This is a genomic window from Anaerospora sp., from assembly GCF_032013335.1.
Classification (GTDB): Bacteria; Bacillota; Negativicutes; order Sporomusales; family DSM-15969; genus Anaerospora.
This window is the reverse complement of sequence record NZ_DALZUO010000014.1, coordinates 1-25,065: the sequence shown is the minus strand read 5'-3', so window position 1 is coordinate 25,065 and position 25,065 is coordinate 1. Positions and strand designations below refer to the sequence as shown.

At 44.7% G+C, this 25,065-nt stretch carries 29 protein-coding genes; all 29 read left to right on the top strand.

All coding sequences use genetic code 11. The annotated features are described in order from the left end of the window. The first annotated feature begins 4 nt into the window (after window positions 1-4). The 29 genes from plsX to RTR76_RS12280 all read left to right on the top strand — a co-directional run bounded on the left by plsX (window position 5) and on the right by RTR76_RS12280 (window position 24,890). Entirely contained in the window at window positions 5-1,027 is a 1,023-nt protein-coding gene (gene plsX / locus RTR76_RS12420) for a phosphate acyltransferase PlsX (protein ID WP_312521111.1), read from the top strand. After that, window positions 1,014-2,030, top strand: coding sequence for a beta-ketoacyl-ACP synthase III (locus tag RTR76_RS12415; protein ID WP_312521109.1), 1,017 nt, complete (start codon window positions 1,014-1,016; stop codon window positions 2,028-2,030). The genes plsX and RTR76_RS12415 overlap by 14 nt, the downstream gene beginning before the upstream one ends. Before the next feature lie 52 nt (window positions 2,031-2,082). Beyond that, window positions 2,083-2,973 carry an enoyl-[acyl-carrier-protein] reductase FabK gene (gene fabK / locus RTR76_RS12410; RefSeq protein WP_396145015.1) on the top strand — a complete coding sequence of 297 codons (891 nt, stop codon included), beginning with the start codon at window positions 2,083-2,085 and terminating at the stop codon, window positions 2,971-2,973. A 12-nt stretch (window positions 2,974-2,985) separates the two neighbouring features. Further along, window positions 2,986-3,930 (top strand): ACP S-malonyltransferase, encoded by a 945-nt coding sequence (gene fabD / locus RTR76_RS12405; RefSeq protein ID WP_312521104.1) that lies wholly within the window; start codon window positions 2,986-2,988, stop codon window positions 3,928-3,930. A 1-nt stretch (window position 3,931) separates the two neighbouring features. Further along, window positions 3,932-4,675 (top strand): 3-oxoacyl-[acyl-carrier-protein] reductase, encoded by a 744-nt coding sequence (gene fabG / locus RTR76_RS12400; protein WP_312521102.1) that lies wholly within the window; start codon window positions 3,932-3,934, stop codon window positions 4,673-4,675. Between the two features lie 36 nt (window positions 4,676-4,711). Continuing rightward, window positions 4,712-4,948, top strand: a complete 237-nt coding sequence (locus tag RTR76_RS12395) for an acyl carrier protein (protein ID WP_132075109.1) — start codon at window positions 4,712-4,714, stop codon at window positions 4,946-4,948. A gap of 89 nt (window positions 4,949-5,037) precedes the next feature. Then, a complete protein-coding gene (locus RTR76_RS12390; RefSeq protein ID WP_312521100.1) occupies window positions 5,038-5,985 on the top strand; it encodes a nitronate monooxygenase in 948 nt (315 codons plus the stop codon). A gap of 16 nt (window positions 5,986-6,001) precedes the next feature. Then, entirely contained in the window at window positions 6,002-7,243 is a 1,242-nt protein-coding gene (fabF, locus tag RTR76_RS12385; RefSeq protein WP_312521098.1) for a beta-ketoacyl-ACP synthase II, read from the top strand. 2 nt (window positions 7,244-7,245) lie between these two features. Next, complete coding sequence (gene rnc, locus RTR76_RS12380; protein WP_396144970.1) at window positions 7,246-7,974, top strand: ribonuclease III; 729 nt, start codon at window positions 7,246-7,248, stop codon at window positions 7,972-7,974. A 63-nt stretch (window positions 7,975-8,037) separates the two neighbouring features. After that, on the top strand, window positions 8,038-9,096 hold the full coding sequence (locus RTR76_RS12375; protein ID WP_312521097.1) for a radical SAM protein: 1,059 nt from the start codon (window positions 8,038-8,040) through the stop codon (window positions 9,094-9,096). A gap of 79 nt (window positions 9,097-9,175) precedes the next feature. Continuing rightward, window positions 9,176-9,436, top strand: a complete 261-nt coding sequence (locus tag RTR76_RS12370; protein WP_312521095.1) for a stage V sporulation protein S — start codon at window positions 9,176-9,178, stop codon at window positions 9,434-9,436. Between the two features lie 111 nt (window positions 9,437-9,547). Next, window positions 9,548-13,102 carry a chromosome segregation protein SMC gene (smc, locus tag RTR76_RS12365; protein WP_312521094.1) on the top strand — a complete coding sequence of 1,185 codons (3,555 nt, stop codon included), beginning with the start codon at window positions 9,548-9,550 and terminating at the stop codon, window positions 13,100-13,102. Between the two features lie 20 nt (window positions 13,103-13,122). After that, window positions 13,123-14,040 (top strand): signal recognition particle-docking protein FtsY, encoded by a 918-nt coding sequence (gene ftsY, locus RTR76_RS12360; RefSeq protein ID WP_312521093.1) that lies wholly within the window; start codon window positions 13,123-13,125, stop codon window positions 14,038-14,040. Between the two features lie 79 nt (window positions 14,041-14,119). Further along, the gene (gene ylxM, locus RTR76_RS12355; protein WP_312521091.1) at window positions 14,120-14,464 is read left to right on the top strand and encodes a YlxM family DNA-binding protein; all 345 of its coding nucleotides are present in this window, start codon (window positions 14,120-14,122) and stop codon (window positions 14,462-14,464) included. Window positions 14,465-14,479: 15 nt separating this feature from the next. Next, window positions 14,480-15,826, top strand: coding sequence for a signal recognition particle protein (gene ffh / locus RTR76_RS12350; RefSeq protein WP_312521089.1), 1,347 nt, complete (start codon window positions 14,480-14,482; stop codon window positions 15,824-15,826). 35 nt (window positions 15,827-15,861) lie between these two features. Beyond that, window positions 15,862-16,143 carry a 30S ribosomal protein S16 gene (gene rpsP, locus RTR76_RS12345; RefSeq protein WP_312521087.1) on the top strand — a complete coding sequence of 94 codons (282 nt, stop codon included), beginning with the start codon at window positions 15,862-15,864 and terminating at the stop codon, window positions 16,141-16,143. 5 nt (window positions 16,144-16,148) lie between these two features. Beyond that, window positions 16,149-16,376, top strand: coding sequence for a KH domain-containing protein (locus RTR76_RS12340; protein ID WP_312521086.1), 228 nt, complete (start codon window positions 16,149-16,151; stop codon window positions 16,374-16,376). A 15-nt stretch (window positions 16,377-16,391) separates the two neighbouring features. Continuing rightward, window positions 16,392-16,799 (top strand): YlqD family protein, encoded by a 408-nt coding sequence (locus tag RTR76_RS12335; protein WP_312521084.1) that lies wholly within the window; start codon window positions 16,392-16,394, stop codon window positions 16,797-16,799. 2 nt (window positions 16,800-16,801) lie between these two features. Then, entirely contained in the window at window positions 16,802-17,314 is a 513-nt protein-coding gene (gene rimM, locus RTR76_RS12330) for a ribosome maturation factor RimM (RefSeq protein WP_312521082.1), read from the top strand. Next, window positions 17,304-18,050, top strand: a complete 747-nt coding sequence (gene trmD / locus RTR76_RS12325; RefSeq protein WP_312521258.1) for a tRNA (guanosine(37)-N1)-methyltransferase TrmD — start codon at window positions 17,304-17,306, stop codon at window positions 18,048-18,050. Before rimM ends, trmD begins: the two co-directional genes overlap by 11 nt. A 1-nt stretch (window position 18,051) precedes the next feature. Then, window positions 18,052-18,627: an RNA methyltransferase gene (locus RTR76_RS12320; RefSeq protein WP_312521080.1), complete on the top strand. Its 576-nt coding sequence runs from the start codon at window positions 18,052-18,054 to the stop codon at window positions 18,625-18,627. 116 nt (window positions 18,628-18,743) lie between these two features. Next, complete coding sequence (gene rplS, locus RTR76_RS12315) at window positions 18,744-19,085, top strand: 50S ribosomal protein L19 (RefSeq protein ID WP_312521078.1); 342 nt, start codon at window positions 18,744-18,746, stop codon at window positions 19,083-19,085. A 56-nt stretch (window positions 19,086-19,141) separates the two neighbouring features. Then, the gene (gene lepB / locus RTR76_RS12310) at window positions 19,142-19,669 is read left to right on the top strand and encodes a signal peptidase I (protein WP_312521076.1); all 528 of its coding nucleotides are present in this window, start codon (window positions 19,142-19,144) and stop codon (window positions 19,667-19,669) included. 47 nt (window positions 19,670-19,716) lie between these two features. After that, window positions 19,717-20,577: a ribosome biogenesis GTPase YlqF gene (gene ylqF, locus RTR76_RS12305; protein ID WP_312521074.1), complete on the top strand. Its 861-nt coding sequence runs from the start codon at window positions 19,717-19,719 to the stop codon at window positions 20,575-20,577. Window positions 20,578-20,692: 115 nt separating this feature from the next. Further along, on the top strand, window positions 20,693-21,490 hold the full coding sequence (locus RTR76_RS12300; RefSeq protein ID WP_312521072.1) for a ribonuclease HII: 798 nt from the start codon (window positions 20,693-20,695) through the stop codon (window positions 21,488-21,490). 20 nt (window positions 21,491-21,510) lie between these two features. Beyond that, complete coding sequence (locus RTR76_RS12295) at window positions 21,511-21,822, top strand: EscU/YscU/HrcU family type III secretion system export apparatus switch protein (RefSeq protein ID WP_312521070.1); 312 nt, start codon at window positions 21,511-21,513, stop codon at window positions 21,820-21,822. Window positions 21,823-21,824: 2 nt separating this feature from the next. Next, on the top strand, window positions 21,825-22,889 hold the full coding sequence (locus RTR76_RS12290; RefSeq protein WP_312521068.1) for an HD-GYP domain-containing protein: 1,065 nt from the start codon (window positions 21,825-21,827) through the stop codon (window positions 22,887-22,889). Between the two features lie 87 nt (window positions 22,890-22,976). After that, entirely contained in the window at window positions 22,977-23,336 is a 360-nt protein-coding gene (locus RTR76_RS12285; protein ID WP_312521066.1) for a YraN family protein, read from the top strand. A 36-nt stretch (window positions 23,337-23,372) separates the two neighbouring features. After that, window positions 23,373-24,890, top strand: coding sequence for a YifB family Mg chelatase-like AAA ATPase (locus tag RTR76_RS12280; RefSeq protein WP_312521064.1), 1,518 nt, complete (start codon window positions 23,373-23,375; stop codon window positions 24,888-24,890). Window positions 24,891-25,065 lie beyond the last annotated feature (175 nt).

Genomic DNA, 25,065 nt, shown 5'->3' with positions numbered 1-25,065 from the left:
ACGTATGAAAATTGCTGTTGATGCAATGGGCGGCGATTTTGCTCCTGAAGAAATTGTCTTAGGGGCAATTGAAGCCGTTAAGGAATATGATCTGGAAGTTGTTCTTGTTGGCGATGAAAATAGAATCAACCCGTTATTACAGAAGCATAGCGGTCCAGTAAGTGATCGGATCAGTGTTTATCATGCCAGTCAAACGATAGATATGGATGAGCATCCCGGCGTATCGGTACGCAAGAAAAAAGATGCATCAATAGTTGTGGCAACCCGTTTGGTGAAGGAAGGAAGCTGTGATGCTGTAGTTGCGGCAGGAAGTACCGGCGCTGCCGTAGCTGCCGCGATGTTTGGCCTGGGGCGCATTAAAGGTGTGGCTAGACCAACCATTGCAACTCCGATTCCCAATTTGACCGGCACCACTATTCTGCTTGACTCCGGAGCTAACGTAGACTGTAAACCCAAGCACCTTGTTCAAAGTGCGGTTATGGGATCGATTTATTCGGAATATGTACTGGGGATTGAAAAACCCCGGGTAGGGCTGCTTAATATCGGTGAAGAAGAAAATAAAGGCAATGAACAGACTTTAACGACCTTCCCCCTTTTAAAGCAGCTGACAACGATTAATTTTATCGGTAACGTAGAGGGCCGCGACATCCCGAAGGGAACGGTTGATGTCGTTGTTTGTGATGGTTTTGTCGGCAATGTGGTATTGAAGCTTGGTGAGGGACTCGCCAGTGCGATCATGCAGCTAATTAAAGAAGCGATTAAAGGTAGCGGATTGTTGACAAAAATAGCTTCTCTAGCTGTTTTGCCGGCACTTAAGGGCTTAAAGAAAAAATTAGATTATGCTGAATACGGAGGAGCACCCCTGCTTGGTGTCGATGGCGGTTTTATTATCTGTCACGGCAGCTCAAAAGCAAAAGCAATAAAAAATGCTATTCGGGTAGCTCATGAAATAGTAGAGCAAAAAGTAATTGAGCATATTCGAGACAGTATTGCTAAGGAGGGAATTGTTACCAATGAAAACGAATGACAGAAGTGTCGGTATTTTAGGAATTGGCAGTTGTGTACCGGATAAAATTCTTACAAACAAGGATTTGGAAGCAATTGTAGAGACATCTGATGAATGGATCGTTGACCGGACTGGTATCCGTGAACGACGCATTGCTGATGAGGCTACAGCTACCTCTGATCTTGCAACAGGAGCTGCGAAGAAGGCTTTGGCTGATGCTGGCGTTGATGCAGCAGACATAGATTTGATTATTGTGGCAACAGCAACTCCGGATATGTTTTTTCCATCTGTTGCTTGTTTAGTCCAAAATAATTTAAAGGCTACTAAAGCGGCTGCGTTTGACTTGGCTGCAGGCTGCTCCGGCTTTGTGTATGGTCTTGTTACCGGTACTCAGTTTATACAAGCAGGGCTTTATAAAAAAATATTGGTAATTGGGGCGGAGACTCTGTCCAAAATCTTGAACTGGGAAGACCGCAATACCTGTGTACTTTTTGGTGATGGAGCAGGCGCGGTAGTTTTGGGAGAAACTGCTCCAGGCTATGGTGTTATAGGGGTGAATCTTGGTGCTGACGGCTCTGGCGGAGATTTGCTTAAATTGCCTGCCGGCGGTTCGCGCTTGCCCGCATCAGCCGAATCTATCAGCCAAAAACTGCATTTTGTTCATATGGATGGGAATGAAGTTTTTAAATTTGCCATTAAAGTTATGGGCGAAGCTGCTAATGCTGCCCTAACGGATGCCGGACTTACTGCCGGTGATGTTAATTGGCTCATTCCTCATCAAGCAAATATTCGTATTATCCAATCAGCTGCTAAGCGTTTGAAGCTGCCCATGGAGAAGGTTTTTGTCAACGTACACAAATACGGCAATACTTCTGCGGCCTCTATTCCTATTGCTCTTGAGGAAGCATTACAGTCTGGTCAGATCAAAAATGACGATATTCTTGTCTTAGTCGGTTTCGGTGCAGGATTAACATGGGCTTCTTGCGTCATAAAATGGTGCAAGGAGGATAAAACTATTGTTTAATAGCAAACTATGCCAATTACTAAATATCAAATATCCGATTTTACAGGGTGGAATGGCTTGGGTGGCTACGGCTGAACTGGCTGCTGCCGTTTCTAATGCCGGTGGGCTAGGTGTAATTGGGGCCGGACATATGCCAGCAGATGTGTTGCGCAATGAAATCAAAAAAACAAAGGCGATGACAACAAAACCGTTTGGTGTAAATATCATGCTCATGTCGCCTTTTGTCAAAGAAGTTATGCAGGTAGTCATTGATGAACGGGTACCTGTTGTAACGACTGGCGCTGGTAATCCGGGCGAATACATTCCTCGCTTAAAGGAAATTGGAACCAAGGTCATTCCTGTAGTAGCTTCAGTTGCACTAGCTAAACGTCTAGAAAGAATTGGTGTAGATGCAATTATTGCTGAAGGCATGGAAAGTGGCGGTCACGTAGGTGAGGTTACAACTATGGCTTTAGTGCCTCAAATAGCTGATGCTGTGTCGGTTCCGGTCATTGCCGCTGGTGGTATTGGTGATGCGCGGGGAATGATTGCTGCTTTTGCATTAGGTGCTCAGGGTGTACAGATTGGTACTCGTTTTGTCGCATCGACAGAATGTATTGCCCATCCTAACTATAAAGAAGCTATCTTGAGGGCTAAAGAGCGTTCTACCGTGGTAACAGGCGTATCTACGGGGCATCCTGTACGGGTTATTGCCAATAAGCTGACAAAAGAGTTTTCACGCATGGAAAAAGAAGGTGCCACTCCTGAGGAGCTTGATAATCTGGGAGCGGGGAAATTGAAAATAGCAGCCCGCGAAGGCGATGTACAAAATGGCTCTGTTATGGTTGGTCAAGTAGCTGGTTTAGTTCATGATATTAAACCGGTAGCCGAAATCATAGAGGAAATTGTTCAGGCAATACCACAGATTATTTCAGGTATCAATACGACTATTGATGCAAAGTGAGAGGGTGAAGCTATGAGTCAAAAAGCATTTGTTTTTCCTGGTCAGGGATCACAAACAGTAGGGATGGGCAAAGAACTGTATGAACGTTTTGCGTCGGCTAAGGCTGTATTTGACATGGCTGACGAGGCGCTTGGATTTTCTATAACCAAAATGTGTTTTGAAGGGCCTGAGGAAGAACTGCGTAAGACATTTAATACTCAGCCTGCTATTTTGACAATGAGTATCGCTTGTTACGAGGTATTAAAAGAGCATGGTATTGAGCCTGATATCGTAGCTGGTCATAGCTTGGGTGAATATTCGGCGCTAGTTGCCGCAGGTTCGCTTGAGTTTGCTGATGCTGTGCGCTTAGTCCGTAAGCGGGGGCAGTTTATGCAAGAAGCCGTTCCCCTCGGCGAAGGCAGTATGGCTGCAATTTTAGGAGTAGAGCGCGATCTTGTTGTTGAAGTATGTCAAAAGGCTCAACAAGAATTTGGCGCTGTTCAAGCTGTCAATTTTAATTGCCCCGGGCAGATTGTTATCGCCGGGCAGGCACATGCCGTTGAAAAAGCAGTTGAACTGTTAAAAGCAGCTGGTGCAAAGCGTGCAGTTATGCTGCCGGTAAGTGCTCCTTTTCATAGTACTCTTATGCAGCCGGCAGCTCAAAGATTAGCTGGTGAGCTTGATAAGATAACAGTCCGTGATGCGGCCATTCCTGTTGTAGCCAACATTAACGGTGAAATTGTAAAAACTGGTGAGGCGATCAAAGCATCACTGGTTGAGCAAGCCGCTAATCCTGTTTTATGGGAAGACTGCGTTGCTCAGATTGTAAATCAAGGGGCAGAAAATTTTGTTGAGGTCGGTCCGGGCAAGGTTCTATGCGGTTTTACCAAGAAGATTGCGAAGGATGTTACCAATCTCAATGTAGAAGATCTTGCATCTTTACAAAAAACCCTTGATTATTTCAAGGAGGTTCGTTAAAATGCATTTAGACAGTAAGGTGGCAATTGTTACCGGAGCATCGCGCGGTATTGGCCGGGCTGTGGCTCTTGCCCTGGCAAAGAGCGGGGCGAAGCTGGTCGTTAATTATGCAGGCAATGCCAAAGCTGCACAGGAAGTCGTTGATACGATTGTTGCACAAGGCGGTCAAGCGGTTGCCATTCAGGCTGATGTTGCGAATGCCGATGCTGTGGAATCATTAGTAAAACAGACAATTGAGCATTTTGGACAAATTGATATATTAGTTAATAACGCCGGTATTACCCGGGACACATTACTAATGCGTATGAAGGAAGCTGACTGGGATGCGGTAATGAACACCAATCTAAAAGGGATTTTTTATTGCACAAAAGCTGTTTCACGAATTATGATCAAGCAAAAAGCTGGCAAGATTATTAATATGACATCGGTAGTAGGGATTACCGGAAATGCCGGGCAGGCTAATTATGCAGCTGCTAAGGCCGGAGTTATTGGTTTTACGAAATCAATGGCTAAAGAGCTGGCGTCCCGGAACATTACTGTAAATGCAATTGCACCGGGCTTTATTGCCACTGATATGACAGATGTTCTGTCTGAACAAGTAAAAAATGATTTGGCTCAAAGCATTCCGCTGGCCAAATTAGGAGCTCCCGAGGATGTTGCTAACGCTGTCGTTTTTTTAGCATCTGATTATGCGAACTATATTACTGGGCAGACTTTAAATGTTGACGGCGGTATGGTAATGTAAGAGTGAACAATTCGTTTTTGGAAGGAGGTGAATTTGATGACCACTTTTGATAAAGTGAAAGAAATCGTAGTAGAACAGCTTGGCGTTGATGAAGCCGATGTAGCTATGGATTCCACGTTTATTGACGACCTTGGCGCCGACTCTCTGGATATAGTAGAGTTGATTATGGCTTTTGAAGAGGAATTTAACATTGAGATTCCTGATGAGATCGCTGAAAAGATCAAGACTGTTAGAGACGCTGTCGAATACATAGACAAAGAAAAGCAAGGCTAAACGCATTACCGTAAAAGAGAAAGTCCCGTGGAAATTGTTTCGCGGGACTTTCTTAAAGGTAAGGGCTGCATTGAATGGAGGAGTTATTCTTGAAACTTCCGGAATTGAAAATAGGTCATCTTGTGGCCAAAGTACCTATTATTCAAGGCGGGATGGCTATTAGAATATCCACTGCCCGTTTGGCCGCTGCTGTGGCGGAACAAGGGGGCATCGGTTTGATAGCTGCATCCGGCATGCCTTTTGATGAACTAAGGCACGAAATTCGCTTGGCACGTTCGTTAACTAAAGGAATTATCGGCATTAATGCAATGGTTGCTGCCAGAGAATTTGCTGGTCTTGTCAAAACTGCAATTGATGAAGGTATTGACCTGGTTGTAGCAGGTGCTGGTTTTTCTCGCGATATATTTGGTATGGGCAAAGAGTCGGGTACTCCTGTTGTTCCAATCGTGTCATCTGCAAAGTTGGCTAGAATATCCGAATCATTAGGCGCTTCAGCCGTTATTGTTGAAGGAAAAGAAGCTGGTGGACATCTGGGTACTGATCAATCGATACGTGTTTTATTGCCTGATATTAAGAAGGCCGTAAAAATCCCGGTGATTGGTGCAGGCGGTGTAATCAGTGGACGAGATATTGTTGAACTCCTGTCGTTAGGCGCCGATGGCGTACAGATGGGAACGCGGTTCGCTGCGAGTGTCGAGTCTAATGCTGCTCCGGCCTTAAAAGAGTTTTATTTAAAGGCTAAGCCGGAAGATGTGGTTTTAATAAAAAGTCCGGTCGGTCTGCCAGGGCAAGCTGTAAAAAATCCCTTTGCTACGAAAATTATTGAAGGTACTGCACCGTTGCCTGATTCCTGTGATGCTTGTTTAAAACATTGCGAGCGCAACTTCTGTATCATAAAGGCGCTTATTCGTGCGCAGCAGGGTGACGTGGAAACAGGTCTTGTTTTTACAGGCGAGTACATTCATAAGATAGATGAAATTCTTCCTGTTAAAGAAATATTTTCCAGGCTTCTCAAAGAAGTGGAAGAGATAAAATAACCGCGAGGTGGAAAAAGTGAAGAAACGTGTTGTGATCACAGGACTTGGCGCAATTACTCCTATCGGTACCGGTAAGGATGAGTTTTGGAATGCCTTATTGGACGGCAAGTCAGGTATTTCCCGTATTACCCGTTTTGACCCCAGTGACTTTGCTACGCAGATCGCTGGCGAAATAAAGGATTTTGATCCAGGCAAGTTTATGGACAAAAAAGAAGCAAAAAGAATGGATCGCTTTACTCAGCTTGCAGTTGCTGCGACTAAGCTGGCTTTTGAAGATTCAGGTATGGATTTAGAAGCCGAAGATAAGAACCGAATTGGGACTTTGATTGGTACAGGCATTGGTGGAATGGATTCGCTCCATGACCAGTATAAGGTGTTATTTGATAAGGGACCGAACCGTATCAGCCCATTTTTCGTGCCGATGATGATTGCTAATATGGCTGCGGGCCAGACTTCCATTACTTTTGGACTGCAAGGTCCTTGCAGCTGTGTAGTGACTGCTTGTGCTACCGGAACAAATGCAATCGGAGATGCTTTCAAAATTATTCAGCGTGGCGACGCTGATGTGATGGTTGCCGGCGGTACTGAAGCGGCAATTTCACCTAGTGCTGTTGCTGGATTTTGCTCCATGAAAGCGATGTCAACCCGTAACGATGAACCGCAGAAGGCTTCGAGACCGTTTGAGAGAGATCGCAGCGGTTTTGTAATGGGTGAAGGTTCTGGTATTGTTATTATTGAAGAACTTGAGCATGCACTTGCCCGGGGCGCCCGGATTTATGCTGAACTAGTAGGATATGGCAGCAATGCTGACTCGTATCATATCACGGCTCCTGCTCCTGAAGGCGTTCAGGCGGCAAAATGCATGGCGATGGCTTTAAAAGACGCTGGTATTGCACCTGAAGAGGTTGACTACATTAATGCTCACGGAACTTCAACTCCGCTGAATGATAAAAATGAGTCGTTAGCAATTAAAAGCTTGTTTGGCGAGCATGCTGGCAAATTAGCTATTAGCTCCACAAAATCAATGACTGGCCATCTATTAGGGGCAGCTGGTGCTGTTGAATGTATTGCTACTGCATTGACTATTTATACTGGTAAAGTACATCCGACCATCAACTATGATAATCCCGATCCCGAACTTGATTTGGATTATGTACCTAATGTGGCCCGTGAGAAAACTGTTAATGCAGCGCTTTCTAACTCCTTCGGCTTTGGCGGACACAATGCGACTATTCTGTTGAAAAAATACGAAGTGTGATTGTGACCGGTAAAAAAGGAATTGAGAGTCAGAGGCTTGCCCAGATAAAAGAGTTTTCCCGTCTTTTGCAAATTCCTTTTCAAAATTATGAGCTGTTGCACCAGGCCTTGATTCATACTTCCTTTGCGAATGAAAGTAAAGAGCCTGGTGTGCAGCATAATGAGCGATTAGAGTTTTTGGGAGATGCGGTACTTGATCTGGCTGTTGGAGAGGTATTGTTTAGGCAATTTCCTCATCTGCCCGAAGGCGAATTGACCAAGGCAAGGGCTCGCATTGTCTGTGAGCCGACCTTAGCTAATAGTGCTACAAAACTTGGTATTGGCAGTTATTTACTACTGGGTAAAGGGGAAACTGCTTCAGGTGGACGGCAGCGGATATCCATTCTTGCTGATGCCTTTGAAGCTGTTATCGGTGCAATTTATCTGGATAGTGGCTATACAAATGCATGCCGCTTTATTGTTGACCACTTGCAGGGAGAGTTGAACCTGGTTAAGAGTGGTGAATATGCCAATGATCATAAAACATTGCTGCAAGAGGTCATCCAACGGCAGGGAGAACAGAAAATCTCTTACGATGTTATGAATGAAGAAGGGCCGGATCATGACAAAACGTTCATGGTTGCGGTCTGCGTCAATGGCAAACCTTTAGGGTCAGGTCAAGGCAAGAGTAAGAAGGAAGCGGAACAAAATGCAGCCAAGCAAGCGCTGGAAAAGTTCAACTTATCGAATTAGCGGGAGTGGCTGGTGCCACTCCTTTTATTATTTGGGAGAGTACCGTCCAATAAGATAAGGGTGATGAATATTATTAAACACTATATTATTCCGATCTTTATTCCCCACTATGGCTGTACTCATCAATGTATATTCTGCAATCAGCAAAAAATAACCGGCATGACTACAACGGTTGATGCCGATTATGTGCAGCACACCATTGAGGTGCATTTGCAGCGAATAACGGAACAAAGGCATGTGGAAATTGCTTTTTATGGGGGCAGCTTCACTGCTCTCCCGCTTGAGGTGCAGCAGCAACTGCTTGACCTGGCCTATCAGGCGGTGCAAAAGGGCAAAGTCAACGGCATCCGCTTATCCACGCGTCCTGATTGTATTAATGAAGAAATTGTTGAAAACCTGTTGAATTTTGGTGTTACTGTTGTCGAGCTTGGAGTTCAGTCACTTGATGAGACAGTACTTGCCGAAGCACAGCGGGGACATAGTTGTGATGACGTAACAAAGGCTGTTGAAATCCTTAAGCGACGAAGAGTTTCTTTTGGCATACAAATTATGCCCGGGCTGCCGGGTGAAGACTGGTACAGTCTGCTGTTCACAGCTAATAAAGCGGTTGCCCTCAAGCCTCATTTTGCCCGGGTGTATCCCACTATTGTTATTGATAAAACGGAATTAGCGGCACGTTATTTGAGCGGACAGTATCAGCCGTTATCATTGGAGGAAGCGATTCAAAAAACAGCGTTCTTAAAGTTGTTTTTTGAACAGCATCATATACCGGTCATTCGTACGGGACTGCAGGCAACTGAGGAACTGGACAACGGCGTAACGGTACTCGCAGGGCCTTATCATCCGGCTTTTGGAGAATTAGTAGATGGATATCTATTTTTTCAGATGCTGCTAAAGGCACTGGAAGTAATAAAACCTGCATCAGATCCCCTTGTTATTCGTCATCACCGGCGGGATCACTCTAAGATAAGAGGAATTAGCAATTGCTATTTTAAAAGATTGCAGCAAGCGGCCCAAAGGCCAATCAAACTGATGGAAGGCTGTTTGCAAGAAGGCGAAATCAGCATTGAACAAGGACCTACGCAGCAAATTCTGAGCCGTAAGATGTTATTTTTCACGTAAATGATCAATAGCAGGAATTTTTAGGAAATGCGCTGAATATTGTATAGCATTAGCCCTGACCATCAAAGGAGGTTAAGTAATGGAAGTGCTCAAAGTATCAGCGCAATCCAATCCTAAATCTGTAGCAGGCGCACTGGCTGCAGTGCTCAGAGAAAAAGGAACAGCAGAAGTGCAGGCAGTAGGCGCAGGGGCAGTTAACCAGGCTATTAAAGCAGTTGCCATCGCTCGCGGTTTTGTTGCTCCTAACGGTATTGATCTGATTGCGATTCCTGCATTTGCTGAAATTAACATCGATGGAGAAGAACGTACTGCTATTCGTTTTATTGTTGAGCCACGGTAGTTATCAACTGCTCGGAAACCTGTTTGCTTTAAGCAAACGGGTTTTTTTATTGTAACCCTATGCAGGACGTGGTAAAATTTTAGAGATAACATTGTATGTGGGGGAATCGGTTTGCTACTGCGCAGATTGGAGACATATGGCTTTAAATCTTTTGCCGAGAAAACAGAAGTAGAATTTGGCTCCGGCATAACTGCGATTGTGGGGCCTAATGGCAGCGGAAAAAGCAATATATCAGATGCTATTCGATGGGCTTTAGGTGAACAAAGCATTCGTACTTTGCGGGGGAGCAAGGCAGAAGATGTAATATTTGCAGGCAGTACGAAACGAAGAGCACTTGGAGCTGCAGAAGTCTCATTGGTTTTTGATAATAGTGACAATCGTTTGCCTATTGATTTTAATGAGGTTACGATTACACGGCGGGTTTTCCGTTCCGGTGACAGTGAGTACTATATTAATAAATCTGCCTGCCGGCTAAAAGATATTCATGAATTATTGGCAGATACCGGTTTGGGACGGGATTCCATGTCGGTTATCGGGCAAAATAAAGTAGATGAGGTATTAAACAGCAAGCCTGAGGAAAGACGGTCTCTATTTGAAGAAGTAGCAGGAATAACAAAGTTTAAACAGCGCAAGAAAGATGCGCTGCGCAAGATGGAAGAGACCAGCAATAACCTCAACCGGGTAGATGATCTCATGACCGAAATTGAGTCGCAGCTGCAGCCAATGGCAGAGAATGCAGAGCGCACCCGTACTTATAACAGCTTGCATCAGGAGCTTGTTGCTTATCAGGCCACACTGCTGATGAATAAGCTGACAAAAGCGGAAAAGATGATCGCTAGTGCCCAAATGGAATCTACAGAAATTACGGACCGTGAGTTTGCGGCTGCTGCGCAAATGGCTGGTGCAGAAGCCGAAAAAGAACGCTTAGCCAGTGAGCTTTTGGCAATTGAAGAGAATCTGATTAAAATAGATGCTGAGATCGTAGAACGCAGTACCGAATTAGAGAGAGTCGAAGGTAAGAAAGCTGTTTTGGCAGAACGGATTCGTCAATCAATTAAGGCTCAGGAGAGGCTTAACCAGGAATCGGGGCGTTTCTCACAGCTGCGGCAGGAGCTGGAAGCTAAACTGCGCCAGGAAGAAACTAATACAGCTGCTAAGGCAGCGGAAAAAAACCAGTTGGAAGAACGTTTAGAGAAGCTCACTGCTGAATATGACCAAACAAATGAAACCGCTCAACTATTGGGCAAGCAAATTGAAGAGGGGAAAGAACAGACTTTTACTCAGCTTCAGCGCATCGCCAATGAGCGAAATGAGCTGCGAGGCGCCGAACGGGACCGGGAAAGATTACTGCTCCGTAAGGCAAGCCTGGAAAAAGAGCAAGCTCAATACGCTGAGCAGCTTAGTGAAAGTCAAAAAAACAGCAGATTATTGGCAGAGGAACAGCAAAAACTGACTAGCTGTAAGAATGAACTGCTTGGTGTTCAACGTATGGCCGACGAGCGGAAGCTTGTTCTCGATAAGAATTTACAGGAGGCCATAAGAGCAGAACGAAGCTTAGCCGGACAATTGCAGGAGGCAGCTTCTCGGCTAAAGATTTTGACACAAATGCAGGAAGAATATGATGGATTTGGACGTGGCATTAAGCAGCTGCTCAAAACGCGGAGCCCTTGGCGCAATCAAATGTGTGGAGCGGTTGCCGAACTTTTTACTGTTGATGATCAATTTGTAGTAGCAATTGAAACTGCCTTAGGCGGTGCCTTGCAGCATATCATAACGGAAAATGAAGGAGCGGCAAAAGCTGCAATTGACTTTCTAAAGGTCAATAAATTAGGCCGGGCTACATTTTTGCCGATTACGACAATCAAGCCGTCTGTACCCCGTGCAGTGGAAATAACTGCAGCTGAACAGCCTGGCGCAGTTGGTTTTGCTGCCGATTTGGTTAGCTGTGATGTGAAATACAAAACAGTGTTAAACTATTTGCTGGGCCGTACGGTTGTGGCAACAAATATTGATACAGGACTGGAGATTGCCCGGAAGTCTTCGTTTTCGGTACGGATTGTCACATTAGACGGGCAGCAGATTAACCCGGGAGGCTCGCTGACGGGGGGCAGTGTCAACCGCAGAGAGAATAGTTTCTTAAGCCGTGTCAATGAGATTGAAGCCCTAAAAGTTCGCCATTTTGAATTAAACGAAAAATGGCAGTCTATAAAATCCGAGGAAGCTGATTTAAAAGTGCAAGCCCAAGAACTGGAGCATGAGCTGCGGGCGCTTGCGCGGCAACAGCAAGAGGCTGATGTTCGTCAAGCTGAACTAGCTGTGCAATTGGAGCGCGCGAGTAGTGACAGCAGCCGTATGCAGCAGGCGGTACTGACCTTGCAGAAGGAACTAGAGGCTGCTCTCAAGGAGGACGAGTTGCTTCAACAGCGCTTGTCTGAAATCCGCATAAGCGTGCAGAGGCTTGAAATGCATGATTCAGACTACAAGGGGCAGGTCCAATTATGGCAAGTGAAGTTTAATGAACTGCAAGCTGCTAAAGAAGTACTTATGATTGAAGTAACGGAAATAAAAATTATTTTAGCGGGTTTGCAGCAGCAAATTGAAGCGTTGGTTTATCAATGCCGTGGTTATAATGAGCAATTGACTCAATTGCAGCGACAAATGGAAGATGCCGGTAATGAACTTGTCCGGACCACTACGGAGATTACTTGTGCTGAGGAAGAGATTGCTCAGCTTACGGTATTACAAAGTGAGGTTGCAGAGCAAAAGAGTATCTATCAGACCGAGCGTCAAAACATGTATAGCAAAAAAATGAATGTCCTGTCAGCTGTACAAAAGAATGAAAAAGATATTCGGGATTTTCGGCGTAAATACAGTGAACTGCAGACGCGTGTACATGATATGCAGCTTATGATGACGAAGTATCAATTTGAAGCTGCGCATTGTCAGGAGCAGCTTGAACAGTTCGGTTTAACGCAAGATGATGCGAAGCTGCTTTTACGGCCCGGATCTTATGAGGAAATAAGCGGCAGCATCAGAAACCTGGAAGCGCGTATAGCCGAATTGGGGCCGGTAAATCCTGGAGCAGTGGAAGAATATGAGCGTTTAGCTGAAAGACAGCATTTTTTACATACGCAGAGCGGGGATCTGCGGTCTGCCAGAGATTATTTGGTATCGATTATCCGGGATATAGACCAGACAATGTCCAAACAGTTTACAACTGCATTTGCCGTTATTAATGAAAAATTCGGCGAAACTTTTTCCCGCCTTTTTGGTGGAGGGACAGCTAAACTGCAATTGCTGGAACCGGAGAATGTCTTAGAAACAGGAATTGATATCCTGGTTCAGCCGCCAGGAAAGAAACAGCAAAACTTATCGCTGTTGTCCGGTGGTGAGCGAGCACTGACAGTCATTGCGCTGCTATTTTCGTTTCTGGCGTACCGGCCTGCGCCCTTCTGTGTAGTTGATGAGATAGACGCGGCTCTGGATGAAGCGAATGTTGAGCGTTTCAGCAGCTTTTTGCGTGATTATGCAAAAGATACACAGTTTATCGTGGTTACTCACCGGAAGGGAACAATGGAGGCCGCTGACGTCATGCAAGGTGTAACCATGGAAGAGTCGGGTATTTCCCGGCTGCTTTCTGTCAAATTTATGGATAAAGCTGTTTAGTCAAATAAGGAGGGTACAACTTGGGATTTTTTGATAAACTCAAACAAGGATTAGAGAAAACCCGTAAAAGTTTTACAGAGAAAATTGAGCAATTGGTTACTGGATATGCCAAAATTGATGATGAATTTTTGGACGACCTGGAAGCAGTTTTATTGTCTGCCGATGTAGGCGTACAAACGACGAACAAGCTGATGGCTGATATTCGGGCAGGTATTAAAAACAAGGAAATTGAATCACCCGAACAGCTTCAGCCTTTTCTTCAGCAACGCATAAAAGCAATATTAGAAAACGGTCTCGCTGAAACTCAGCTAGCAGAAGAAGCACCAACCGTGATTATTGTTGTTGGTGTAAATGGAGTAGGCAAGACCACAACGATTGGTAAATTAGGACAGTTTTATCATGAACAGGGGAAAAAGGTTCTCTTCGCTGCCGGTGATACTTTCCGGGCTGCTGCCATTGATCAGTTGGATATCTGGGCAACCCGGATTGGAGCAGAGGTGATCAAACACAGTGAAGGATCAGATCCTGCTGCTGTGGCCTATGATGCTGTACAGGCAGCCAAAGCACGAAAATCGGATGTTGTCATTATTGATACTGCAGGGCGGCTGCACACGAAGGCAAATCTTATGGAAGAGTTGAAGAAAATTCGCAGAGTAGTATCCCGTGAGATTCCTGAAGCGCCTCACGAAACTTTATTGGTGCTTGACGCTACTACCGGCCAGAATGCGATCAATCAGGCGAAGATTTTTGGCGATGCCGTACAATTATCCGGTGTTGTACTGACGAAACTGGATGGTACGGCTAAAGGCGGCGTGGTGATTGCGGTAAAGGCAGAGCTGGGAATACCGGTGAAATGGATTGGTGTTGGTGAAGGAGTCAATGATTTGCGCCCTTTTACACCCCAGGAATTTTCCGAAGCTTTATTTGCTGACAAGTAAATATACTTGACAAGCACGAAAGACTCAGCTATAATCATATGTGTAAAGGGTTTTTACTTGTCAGAGAAGGTTGGTAACGATGCTAGATAGAGTATTTCGTATTGGCCTGTTGTTCGATTTTTATGGTGCCTTGCTCACTGACAAGCAGCAATATTGTCTGGAAATGCATTTTTTGCGTGATTTGTCATTATCGGAGATTGCGGATGAATTAAGCGTTTCCCGCCAGGCGGTACATGATATTTCCCGGCGTGCCGAGCAAATTTTGGAAGAGTACGAAGCAAAGCTGAAGCTGGTTGAACGGTATCAGCGAGAGCGGAATTTACTCGGAGAAATATATAGTTTAATCAATAGTCTACCGCCAGAGGCGGCTGAGCTACCTCAGATACACCTTACCCTCGAAAAACTCGAACAATTGCTGGATTAAGAAAGGCGGGTATGCATGGTTTTTGAAAGTTTGGCCGACAAGCTGCAGCAAACATTTAAAAAGCTGCGTGGACGGGGGAAATTATCGGAAAGCGATGTAAGTGAAGCACTGCGTGAAGTACGTATGGCTTTACTGGAAGCAGACGTTAATTTTAAAGTAGCAAAAGAATTTGTCGCCCGTGTTAAAGAACGTGCTGTTGGGCAAGAGGTTTTGGGAAGTCTGACGCCAGCTCAACATGTAATCAAGATTGTTAATGATGAATTAACCGAGCTGCTGGGCGGCACACAGAGCCGTATCAGCATTTCCTCCAGACCGCCAACAGTCATTATGCTGGTTGGTTTGCAGGGGGCCGGTAAAACCACAACGGCTGGTAAATTGGCCAATCTCTTGCGAAAGCAAAATAAAAAGCCTCTATTGGTAGCGGCTGATATATATCGCCCGGCAGCAATAAAGCAATTGCAAGTACTTGGCGAACAATTGGATATTCCGGTCTTTTCCCTGGGCGATAAGGAGAATCCTGTAGCTATTGCTGAAAAAGCAATACAGCATGCAAACGCTTACGCCCGTGATGTTGTTATTATTGATACTGCCGGCCGCCTTCACATTAATGAAGAGTTAATGGGTGAGTTAAAATCCATTAAGCAAAAAGTAAAACCGCATGAGATTTTACTGGTTGTTGATGCGATGACCGGTCAGGACGCAGTAAATGTTGCCGAGTCTTTCAATGAGGCACTAGGCATTGATGGCGTAATTCTGACAAAACTGGATGGCGATGCCCGCGGTGGTGCAGCATTGTCAATCAAATCAGTTACTGGCCGGCCAATTAAATTTGCCGGTATGGGTGAGAAGCTGGATGCACTGGAAACGTTCCATCCTGACCGGATGGCATCACGTATTCTGGGTATGGGTGATGTCCTCAGCCTTATCGAAAAAGCGCAGACTTCCATTAATCTTGAGCAAGCTCAGGAGATGGAGAAAAAGCTGCGTAAAGAATCGTTTACGCTTGATGATTTCCTGGATCAGCTGCAGCAGGTTCGTAAATTAGGTCCGTTAGACCAAATCCTCGGCATGCTGCCTGGGATGGGAAACCTGAAAAAGCTGAAAGACGTGGAGTTTGACGAAAAAGAGTTAAAACGCGTTGAAGCGGTTATTCAATCAATGACTAAGAAAGAACGCCGTGATCCATCTCTGATCAATGGCAGCCGTCGCAAGCGCATTGCCAGCGGCAGCGGGACGAAGGTCCAGGATGTAAACCGGCTGCTTAAGCAATTTGCTGAAGCACGCAAGATGATGAAGAAGTTTCAGGAAATGCAAAAGTCTGGTAAGAAACCTGGAGGGTTTAAGCTGCCCTTCATGCGATAGTCATGTAGTGCATTTTGTAAAGGAGGTGATTGTAAATGGCAGTTAAAATTCGTTTAATGCGTATGGGTGCTAAGAAAAGCCCTTTTTACCGTTTGGTAGTAGCTGATTCCCGCTCTCCTCGCGATGGTCGTTCCATCGAGACTTTGGGCCACTATGATTCAACTACTGAACCGGCTGTAATCAAGATTGATGAAGACAAAGCGATCAGCTGGTTGCAAAAAGGTGCTCAACCTACCGATACTGTTAAGTCCTTATTAAGCAAAACTGGTATCATGAAAAAATGGGACGAACTGAAGCGTAATAAGAAAGAGGCGTAATAACTATGAAAGAATTAGTGGAAGTTATCGCCAAAGCTTTAGTAAAGAATCCGGATCAAGTCAATGTAACAGTTGTTGAAGAAGACAATTCCACTGTTCTTGAGTTGCGGGTAGCTTCTGATGATATGGGAAAAATCATTGGTAAGCAAGGCCGGATCGCCAAAGCTGTCAGAACTGTAGTTAAGGCTGCGGCTACCCGTGAAAACAAGAAAGTAGCAGTGGAAATTGTCTAAGAAGGTGGAGCGGACATGGATAATATGACCTTGAAATGCCCGGTAACTATTAAAGCAAAAGTGACGGAAGATCTGAAATCCCGTTTAGCAGCTGAAATTCAAGATGGTATTAAAAAAGCTGACATTGAGTTGCAGCAAATTGAATTCCACGCCAAACGGGTAATGGCCGAGCAGGCCAAACAGGATGCACAAGGACTAGTAGCTTTACGTCAGCAAATTGAAGAGGAAAAGCAGAAGCGCTTTGAATTTAAGAATCATATGACAGAAAAATTGAAAGAAACTGCTCAACTTGAAATTGGTGCTGAAATTGTTCAGGGAACTATGGAGCGTTTTATCACCGTAAGTGTTGGCGATGATTTACACAAATTAATGGGCAGTGAGATTTTACTGGAAGACGGCAAAGTCATTGCCTTTCGTAGCTAATCGTGGCTGATGATAAAGTCATTATCGGAAAGATAGGTGCCCCGCACGGTGTGCGGGGTGACGTCCGTGTTATTCCGCTTACTGATTTTCCCGATCGGTTTCACCAATTAAAAACGGTGTATACTGATGATGGGGCAAAACTGACTGTCGAAAGTGCCCGATTTCATAAACAGTTTGTTTTGGTTAAATTCCGCGGCATTGATACCATGAATGATGCAGAACTGCTGCGGGGCAAACTAATAAAAGTAAGACGTGAAGATGCAGTGGTATTGCCTGAAGGGCACTACTACTTTTTTGATATTATCGGCTTGTCGGTTTATACCGAAACCGGCGAACACTTAGGTGAGATAACGGATATTCTGCAAACAGGCAGTAATGATGTTTATGTTGCAGAAAGAAAAAATGAAAAGCCATTGTTGATTCCTGCCTTAAAAGAGGTAGTGCTTCAAATTGATATTCCAGGGAAAAAAATGATTGTAAAGCTCCAGGAAGAATGGGATGATCATGAGGATTGACATTGTTTCCTTGTTTCCGGAAATGTTTGATGGCCCTTTTGGACATAGTATCATTAAAAGGGCCCGTGAAGCGGGAATACTGGATACTGTTATTACGAACCCCAGGGATTATGCCAGGGATAAACATCGGATTGTTGATGATACTCCTTTTGGCGGAGGCGCCGGTATGGTCATGAAGCCTGATCCCATTTTTTTTGCTGTTGAGGATATTCTAGAAAAGAGCAGCAAAGAAAAATGCAGGATTCTTCTCATGTGCCCCGGCGGAACAACCTTTACGCAGGAAAAAGCAAAAGAGTTAGCTACGTATGAACAGCTAATTTTATTGTGTGGTCATTACGAGGGTATTGACGAGCGGGTACGGGATCATCTGGTTGATGAAGCGTTGTCAATTGGAGATTTTGTATTAACCGGGGGAGAATTACCGGCAATGATTGTGGTAGATGCAGTGGCCCGAATGTTGCCGGGAGTATTAGGGGCGAGTGATTCTGCAGAGCAGGATTCTTTTTATAATGGGCTTCTTGAATATCCTCAATATACAAGACCACGCGAATTTCGCGGCTGGCAGGTACCAGATATCCTGGTCAGCGGCGATCACGCTAAAATTGCCCGATGGCGCCGCAAGCAATCGCTTAAGAACACCTTACTGCGGAGGCCTGATTTACTAGAGTCTGCTAAGCTAGATCCTGGTGATCAAAAATTGCTGGCAGAAATACGGGAAGAACAATTTGGAGGCTAACGTGTCGGCATCGCTATATATTGGATTAGTTCATTACCCCATTTACAATAAGCGTGAAGAGATTGTTACTACAGCAATCACTAACTTTGATATTCATGATATTGCCCGAACTGCCAGAACCTATGATGTGAAACAATATTTTGTGATTCATCATATTGAAAGCCAGGTAAATTTGGCGCAAGAAATTATTGATCACTGGCGTAATGGGTTCGGCAGTCAATATAATCCGGATCGGCGGGAAGCATTCCGTATTTTGGAGATCTGCCCGTCTATTGAGCAGGCTGCAGCAGCAGTAGAGCAACTGGAAGGCATAGCGCCGTACATTGTAACAACTGATGCAAGGAAATATGCCAATACAATTTCTTATCCTGCCATGCGCCAGGTAATCAACCAGGGAGAACGGCCTGTATTGCTGCTGTTTGGTACTGGCTGGGGAATTGAGCAATCCGTAATGGAAAAGTTCGATTATATACTGGAACCCATCTATGGACCGGGTGACTATAATCATCTCCCTGTACGGTCTGCCGTGGCAATCATATTGGACCGTCTTCAGGGTGAGGCCTGGTGGCAGAGTTAGGCCAAGGGCTTGTGCTATGCTTAAGTATATGTTACAATAATTGACGTGTAATACGGATGGTCCGCTGCCTGCCAATAGGAGCAGGGTACGAACATCAAGTATAAGGAGGAAATATAGTGGATATTATCAGAGCTCTCGAACAAGAACAACTTCGTCAGGACATCCCTTCTTTCAGACCAGGAGACACCGTTCGTGTCCATGTAAAGGTTATTGAAGGAACTCGCGAACGTATTCAGGTATTTGAAGGCGTTGTTATCAATCGTAAAAGTGGAGGCGTTCGGGAAACTTTTACTGTAAGACGTGTATCTTACAATATTGGCGTTGAACGTACATTCCCAGTTCACTCTCCCCGTATCGACAAAATCGAAGTAATGCGCAAAGGTATCGTACGTCGGGCTAAGTTATACTACCTTCGTAATCTTACCGGTAAAGCAGCGCGTATTAAAGAAAGACGTTAGTATCATAATAGGGACTGTATACAGTCCCTATTCTTCATTTGGTAAGGAGGATTACTTTGAGCAACAGTGCATTAGGCCAAGAAGTTAAAGACTGGGTTGTTTCAATTCTGATTGCCCTTGTACTGGCCTTTTTTATCAGATATTTTATTGTTGAGCTTTATATGGTTGAAGGTCCATCCATGCGTCCTACACTGGTCAATAGTGAGCGACTGGTGGTTAATAAGTTTATCTATCATTTTAAGCAGCCCGAAAGAGGGGATGTACTGGTTTTTCGTTATCCCCGCGATCCTAGCCGTGACTTTATTAAACGAGTTATTGCTGTTGCCGGTGACACGATTGAGCTTAAGGACGGACGACTTTTTCTAAATGGTCAGCTCTTAAATGAAACATATATACTGGAAAAGACCCGGGGATCTTATCCTCTGGCGACTGTTCCGGAAGGAACTATTTTTGTTATGGGTGATAACCGGAACAACTCAGAAGACAGCCGGTTCCGGGATGTTGGTTTTGTGCCGTTAGATATGGTTAAAGGAAAAGCGGTCATGGTTTTCTGGCCTCTTGATCACATAAAAACCCTTCCTTAATTGCACACTAATGAAGAAAAAGCCGTTAAGGTAAAGGACGTGTTTCCGTGCATATAAATTGGTTTCCTGGTCATATGGCGAAAGCGCACCGTATGATACGGGAGCATTTAAAACTTGTTGATGTGGTAGTGGAGTTACTGGATGCACGTATTCCTATCAGTAGTGCTAATCCGGTAATTGATCAAGTCGTAGAACAAAAGCCGCGTATTGTGGCTTTGAATAAGGCCGATTTGGCAGAGCCGGAAGAGCTGGAGAAATGGATACGCCATTTTCGCGGACAGGGTTTCCAGGTAGTTGCATTGGAAGCGGTTAGCGGTAAAGGGGCCAAAATGCTTGTTAATCAGGTTGAGGCAGCGGCCAGTATCAAAATAAAGGCCTGGGAAGCAAAAGGCATGAGGGCACGAGCAGTCCGAGCGATGATTCTGGGAATTCCGAATGTAGGCAAATCCTCTTTAATTAATAAGTTATTGGGGACTGCTACTGTGCGTACCGCTGATAAACCAGGTGTTACCCGAGGTAAACAATGGATTAAAATAGGCAAGAATCTGGAGTTGCTTGATACTCCCGGCGTGTTATGGCCTAAACTCGAAGATCAGGAAGTAGCCTTCAAGCTTGCGGTGACGGGCGCAATTTCTGATGATGTGTATGATATGGAAGATGTTATTGTTCGATTGCTGATGCTGCTACGTGAGCAGTATAGCGATCGATTGATTGAAAGATATAATCTTACAGCTCCACTCCCGGAAGATGCCGAAGACTTATTAAGGCTGATAGGCGAGCGCCGTGGCTGCTTGCGAGGCGGTGGGATTGTCGATTTTGAAAAAGTACGCCGGATTATTTTAAATGAATTCCGAGCGGGAAAACTCGGTCAATTCACCTTGGACAAGGTTACTACGAATGACGAATAATAGACTGGCAGTTATTGCCAGTCTATTTGTTTTTTGGTTACTAAAAAGGATTTATCGGCTGCGGCAAGAATATAACTAACTTATAGTTGTACTAGCCTAAGTATGGAGGATACCCTTGAATATTTCAAACCTAACGGTAAATGAGGTTGCCCGTCTGCTGCAGCAAGACTGTGACGAAGAATTGATTGGAAGGTTGAAAGCGGATAATCGTATTTCGATTGCTAAGCTAATTAGCCGGTGGCAGCAAAAAAGAGAAAGAATTGCCGCAGAGCAAGAGCGAATCCGTCATTTATATGCTTTCGAACGTGAGCTCTATGCGCAAGGGTACCAGTATATTGCCGGAGTAGATGAAGCTGGCAGAGGTCCGCTGGCTGGTCCGGTAGTGGTCGGTGCTGTTGTACTTCCCGCTGAGTGCCAATTGCCCGAATTAAATGATTCCAAGCAAGTAACCCCGGCTCGCCGGGAAGAACTATATACTGCCATTCATAACTGCGCATTATCAGTTGAGTATGCGGTTATTGATGTTGGCACAATTGATGAAATCAATATTTATCAGGCTACTGTCCAAGGAATGTATCAGGTCTTAGCAAATCTTACGCTACAGCCACAGGCGGCACTTATTGATGCGGTACCCTTACGGGAACTAAAGATTCCTTATCAATCCATAATTAACGGCGATGCACTTAGTGCTTCCATCGCAGCTGCTTCTATTGTGGCAAAGGTGGAGCGTGACCGGTTAATGCTGGAATATGACAGGCTTTTTCCCGAATACGGATTCGCTAAGAATAAAGGGTATGCAACGAAAGAACATCAGGCGGCACTGCATCGCTTTGGTCCTTGCCCAATTCATCGCAAGAGTTTTGAGCCTGTGAAATCAATGTTAACCACAACGCAAGAACTAGCTCTTTTTTAGTTTATTTCACCGGTAAGGGAGTGGGAATCATCGATAGAGAAGGAAAACACATTCCTAAGCCGAAGCAGGCTGTAGCAGTACGGTACAGAGAGGATAAAGACAGTGCTCCCCGTATTGTGGCCAAAGGAAGCGGATTTATTGCCGAACAAATTATTAATACAGCCGTACAGCATTCTGTTCCACTTTATCAGAACAGTACTATGGCGGGGATGCTGCTGGCGGTAGAACTGGATAAAGAGATTCCACCTGAATTGTACAAGGTTGTGGCTGAAGTTTTGGCTTACATATTCCGAATTGACCAACGACTAGGTCAACAACAATATAGGAGGTAACAATGCGCCGGATTTTGCTGGAAAATATAACTGCCGGTATGAAGCTTGCGAAGCCTTTATACAGTGCTGACGGACTCATATTGCTCAACGCCGGAGTGGAGTTAAAAGAACATTATTTGGCCAGACTGCAGGAATTGGACCTTACCTATGTATATGTAGACGATGATTTAACCGCCGATATTGATATTCCCGATGTAGTGAGTGAAAAGGTCCGTATGGAAGCTGTCATGAACTCTAAGGCAATCCTGGAAAAGATCCGGGTCGGCAAAGGAGTAGACGCGACGCAGGCAAAGCAGGTCACCAATATGCTTGTTGACGAACTTAGTCTTAATGCAGGAGTATTGCTGAACTTTATTGATATGCGTTCAAAAGCGGATTACTTGTTTACCCATTCGGTAAATGTATGTATTATTTCTATTATGACTGGCATTAGGCTGGGATATGATGAACTGCGCCTTCGTGATTTGGGCATCGGGGCATTGCTGCATGACGTAGGCAAGACGCAAATTTCGTCGGATATAGTGAACAAAACTGGCCGTCTGACAGCTGCTGAGAATGAGGAGATTAGGAAACATCCTCATTTAGGCTTCGAGATTCTGCGTAAGAATCCTGATATCAGCCTGCTGTCTGCCCATTGTGCATATCAGCATCATGAGCGTTTGGATGGCTGTGGCTATCCACGGGGCTTGAGAGAAGAGCAAATTCATCCTTTTGCTCAAATTGTTGCCATTGCAGATGTGTATGATGCACTCGTATCGGATACTACTTATCGAAAAGCAATACCTGTTTATGAAGCACTCGCTATTATTCTTAAGGCAGGTGGCAGCTATTTTGACACTGAACTTGTCGAGAAATTTGCAGAAAATATTGCGGCTTATCCGATAGGAACGGTTGTTAGATTAAATAATAATCAAATTGGAGTAGTTGTTGATATTTCCCGCGAATCTAAACGTCAGCCTGTTGTTCGTATTGTGATTGATGAGCATAAACAGCGGGTAACGCAATTAATTGAAATTGATTTATCTAAGCATGCACAATTATATATTGCTGATGTAGTAGAACGATAAATTTTTCACTAATTAGTTAAAAACCGACATCCTTATTTTGCAGGATGTTGGTTTTTTTTAGGGAATAACTTCAAAGGGGGAATGAATATGAATCATCTTGAATTTGGAGAACAAGGCGAACAACTGGCTGCAGACTATCTTCAGAAACAAGGCTATCAGCTGCTTGCCCGTCGCTTTCGTACTAAAATTGGAGAAATTGATATTATTGCCCAAAAAGGCGGGACAATCGTTTTTGTTGAAGTGAAAACGCGAAGTTCTTTTTTTTATGGTACTCCTGCTCAGGCTGTCAACCGGAGAAAGCAAAGTAAGATTATTACTGTGGCTCTTAATTATCTGAATTATATAAATAGTCATAATGCGCCTATCCGGTTTGATATTTTGGAAGTCACGAATTCTGGGCATGGTATGACCGTAAGTAATCATATCGCAAATGCTTTTGGTCGATAGTGTAGCGAACGATTCATAGGAAGAATGGTGGAAATTATGTTTGCACAAGTGTTTGGGTCAACCATATTGGGTTTAAATGGAATGCTGATTACAGTAGAAGTAGATATTGCTAATGGTATTCCAGGTCTGGATATTGTCGGACTTCCTGATGCGTCTGTTCGTGAGTCACGAGAGCGAGTAAAGGCTGCTATAACGAATTCAGGGTTTGAATTCCCAACCCGGAGGATAACCGTTAATCTGGCACCGGCAGATATAAAAAAAGACAGTTCGGGACTTGACTTACCGATTGCTATCGGAATCCTGGCAGCAAGCGGGCAAATTCCTGCGGCTAGTTGTACCAGGACTGCGTTTGTTGCAGAATTGTCGCTGGATGGCAAACTTCGCGGTGTATCGGGTCTTTTATCTATGGCAATGAATAGTATTGCCAGCGGCCTTACGGAAATAATAGTTGCTCCCGACAATGCCAGAGAAGCACTCATTGCCGGCAAAATAACGGTTTATGCGCCTGCTGCTCTTGATCAAATTGTGAGTCACTTGCGGGGCGAAGTGCGCATCGGTACCGTTGAGCGTAATTTTGAAGCAATTGAAGAGCAAATCCATGAAGAGGATTTTGCGGAAGTACAAGGTCAAATGGCAGCTAAGCGGGCACTTGAGATTGCCGCTGCAGGCGGTCATAATGTACTCATGATAGGGCCTCCTGGCTCGGGAAAAACAATGCTGGCCCGCCGCATAACGACTATCCTTCCGCCTATGATACGGCAAGAGGCATTAGAAGTTACTAAAATATATAGCGCAGCGGGGCTATTTAAGAGTCACCATATCATTACATCACGCCCCTTCCGCAGCCCGCACCATACTGTTTCGCAGGCAGGCATGATCGGTGGAGGTACAATTCCCCGTCCGGGAGAGGTAACTTTAAGTCATAATGGTGTGCTTTTTTTGGACGAGCTTCCCGAGTTTCCCCGGGCAGTACTGGAGGTACTACGCCAGCCACTGGAAGATGGTGAGGTGCATATAGCACGAGTGAATGCAGCCTTGTCCTATCCTGCTGAATTTATGCTCATTGCTGCAATGAATCCCTGTCCGTGTGGCTATGCAACGGATTCAGAAAAACAGTGCACTTGCAGTCTGAGTGAGATACGGCGCTATATCAAAAAAATATCCGGTCCGTTATTGGACCGGATTGATTTACATGTGCATGTTCCAAGACCGAACTACACAGAACTAACTACAAGCATTCCTGCCGAAAGTTCGAAAGGAATTGCTGAACGTGTGTCGGCTGCGCGCAGAATTCAATTACAGCGCTTGGAGAAGTATGCTATTGCCTGTAACGCTCAAATGGGTCATAAGCACTTAAAAGCAACGTGCCACCTTACCGAGGAAGCTCAATTGATTCTAAAACAAGCTTTTACAAAAATGAATTTAAGTGCCCGTAGTTATGATCGTATGATAAAAGTAGCTCGTACAATAGCGGATTTAAGTCATGCAGAGCAAATTGAAGCTGTTCATATTGCTGAAGCAATTGGCTTTCGCAGTCACTTACAGCCATTATAAAAAGCATGTAAAGCATAGCTGCTTGCAGTAGAGGTTGATTCTTTGGAGGTTATTCATGATTAGTCTTGTTGAGAATTGCGGAATAAAGCGAAAGGTAGTAATAGGGTTTCGCTTAAAGTGTGAAAAATGCGGGGCGGAAGAAGTGGAGATAATCAACCACCGTGCCTGTGAAATG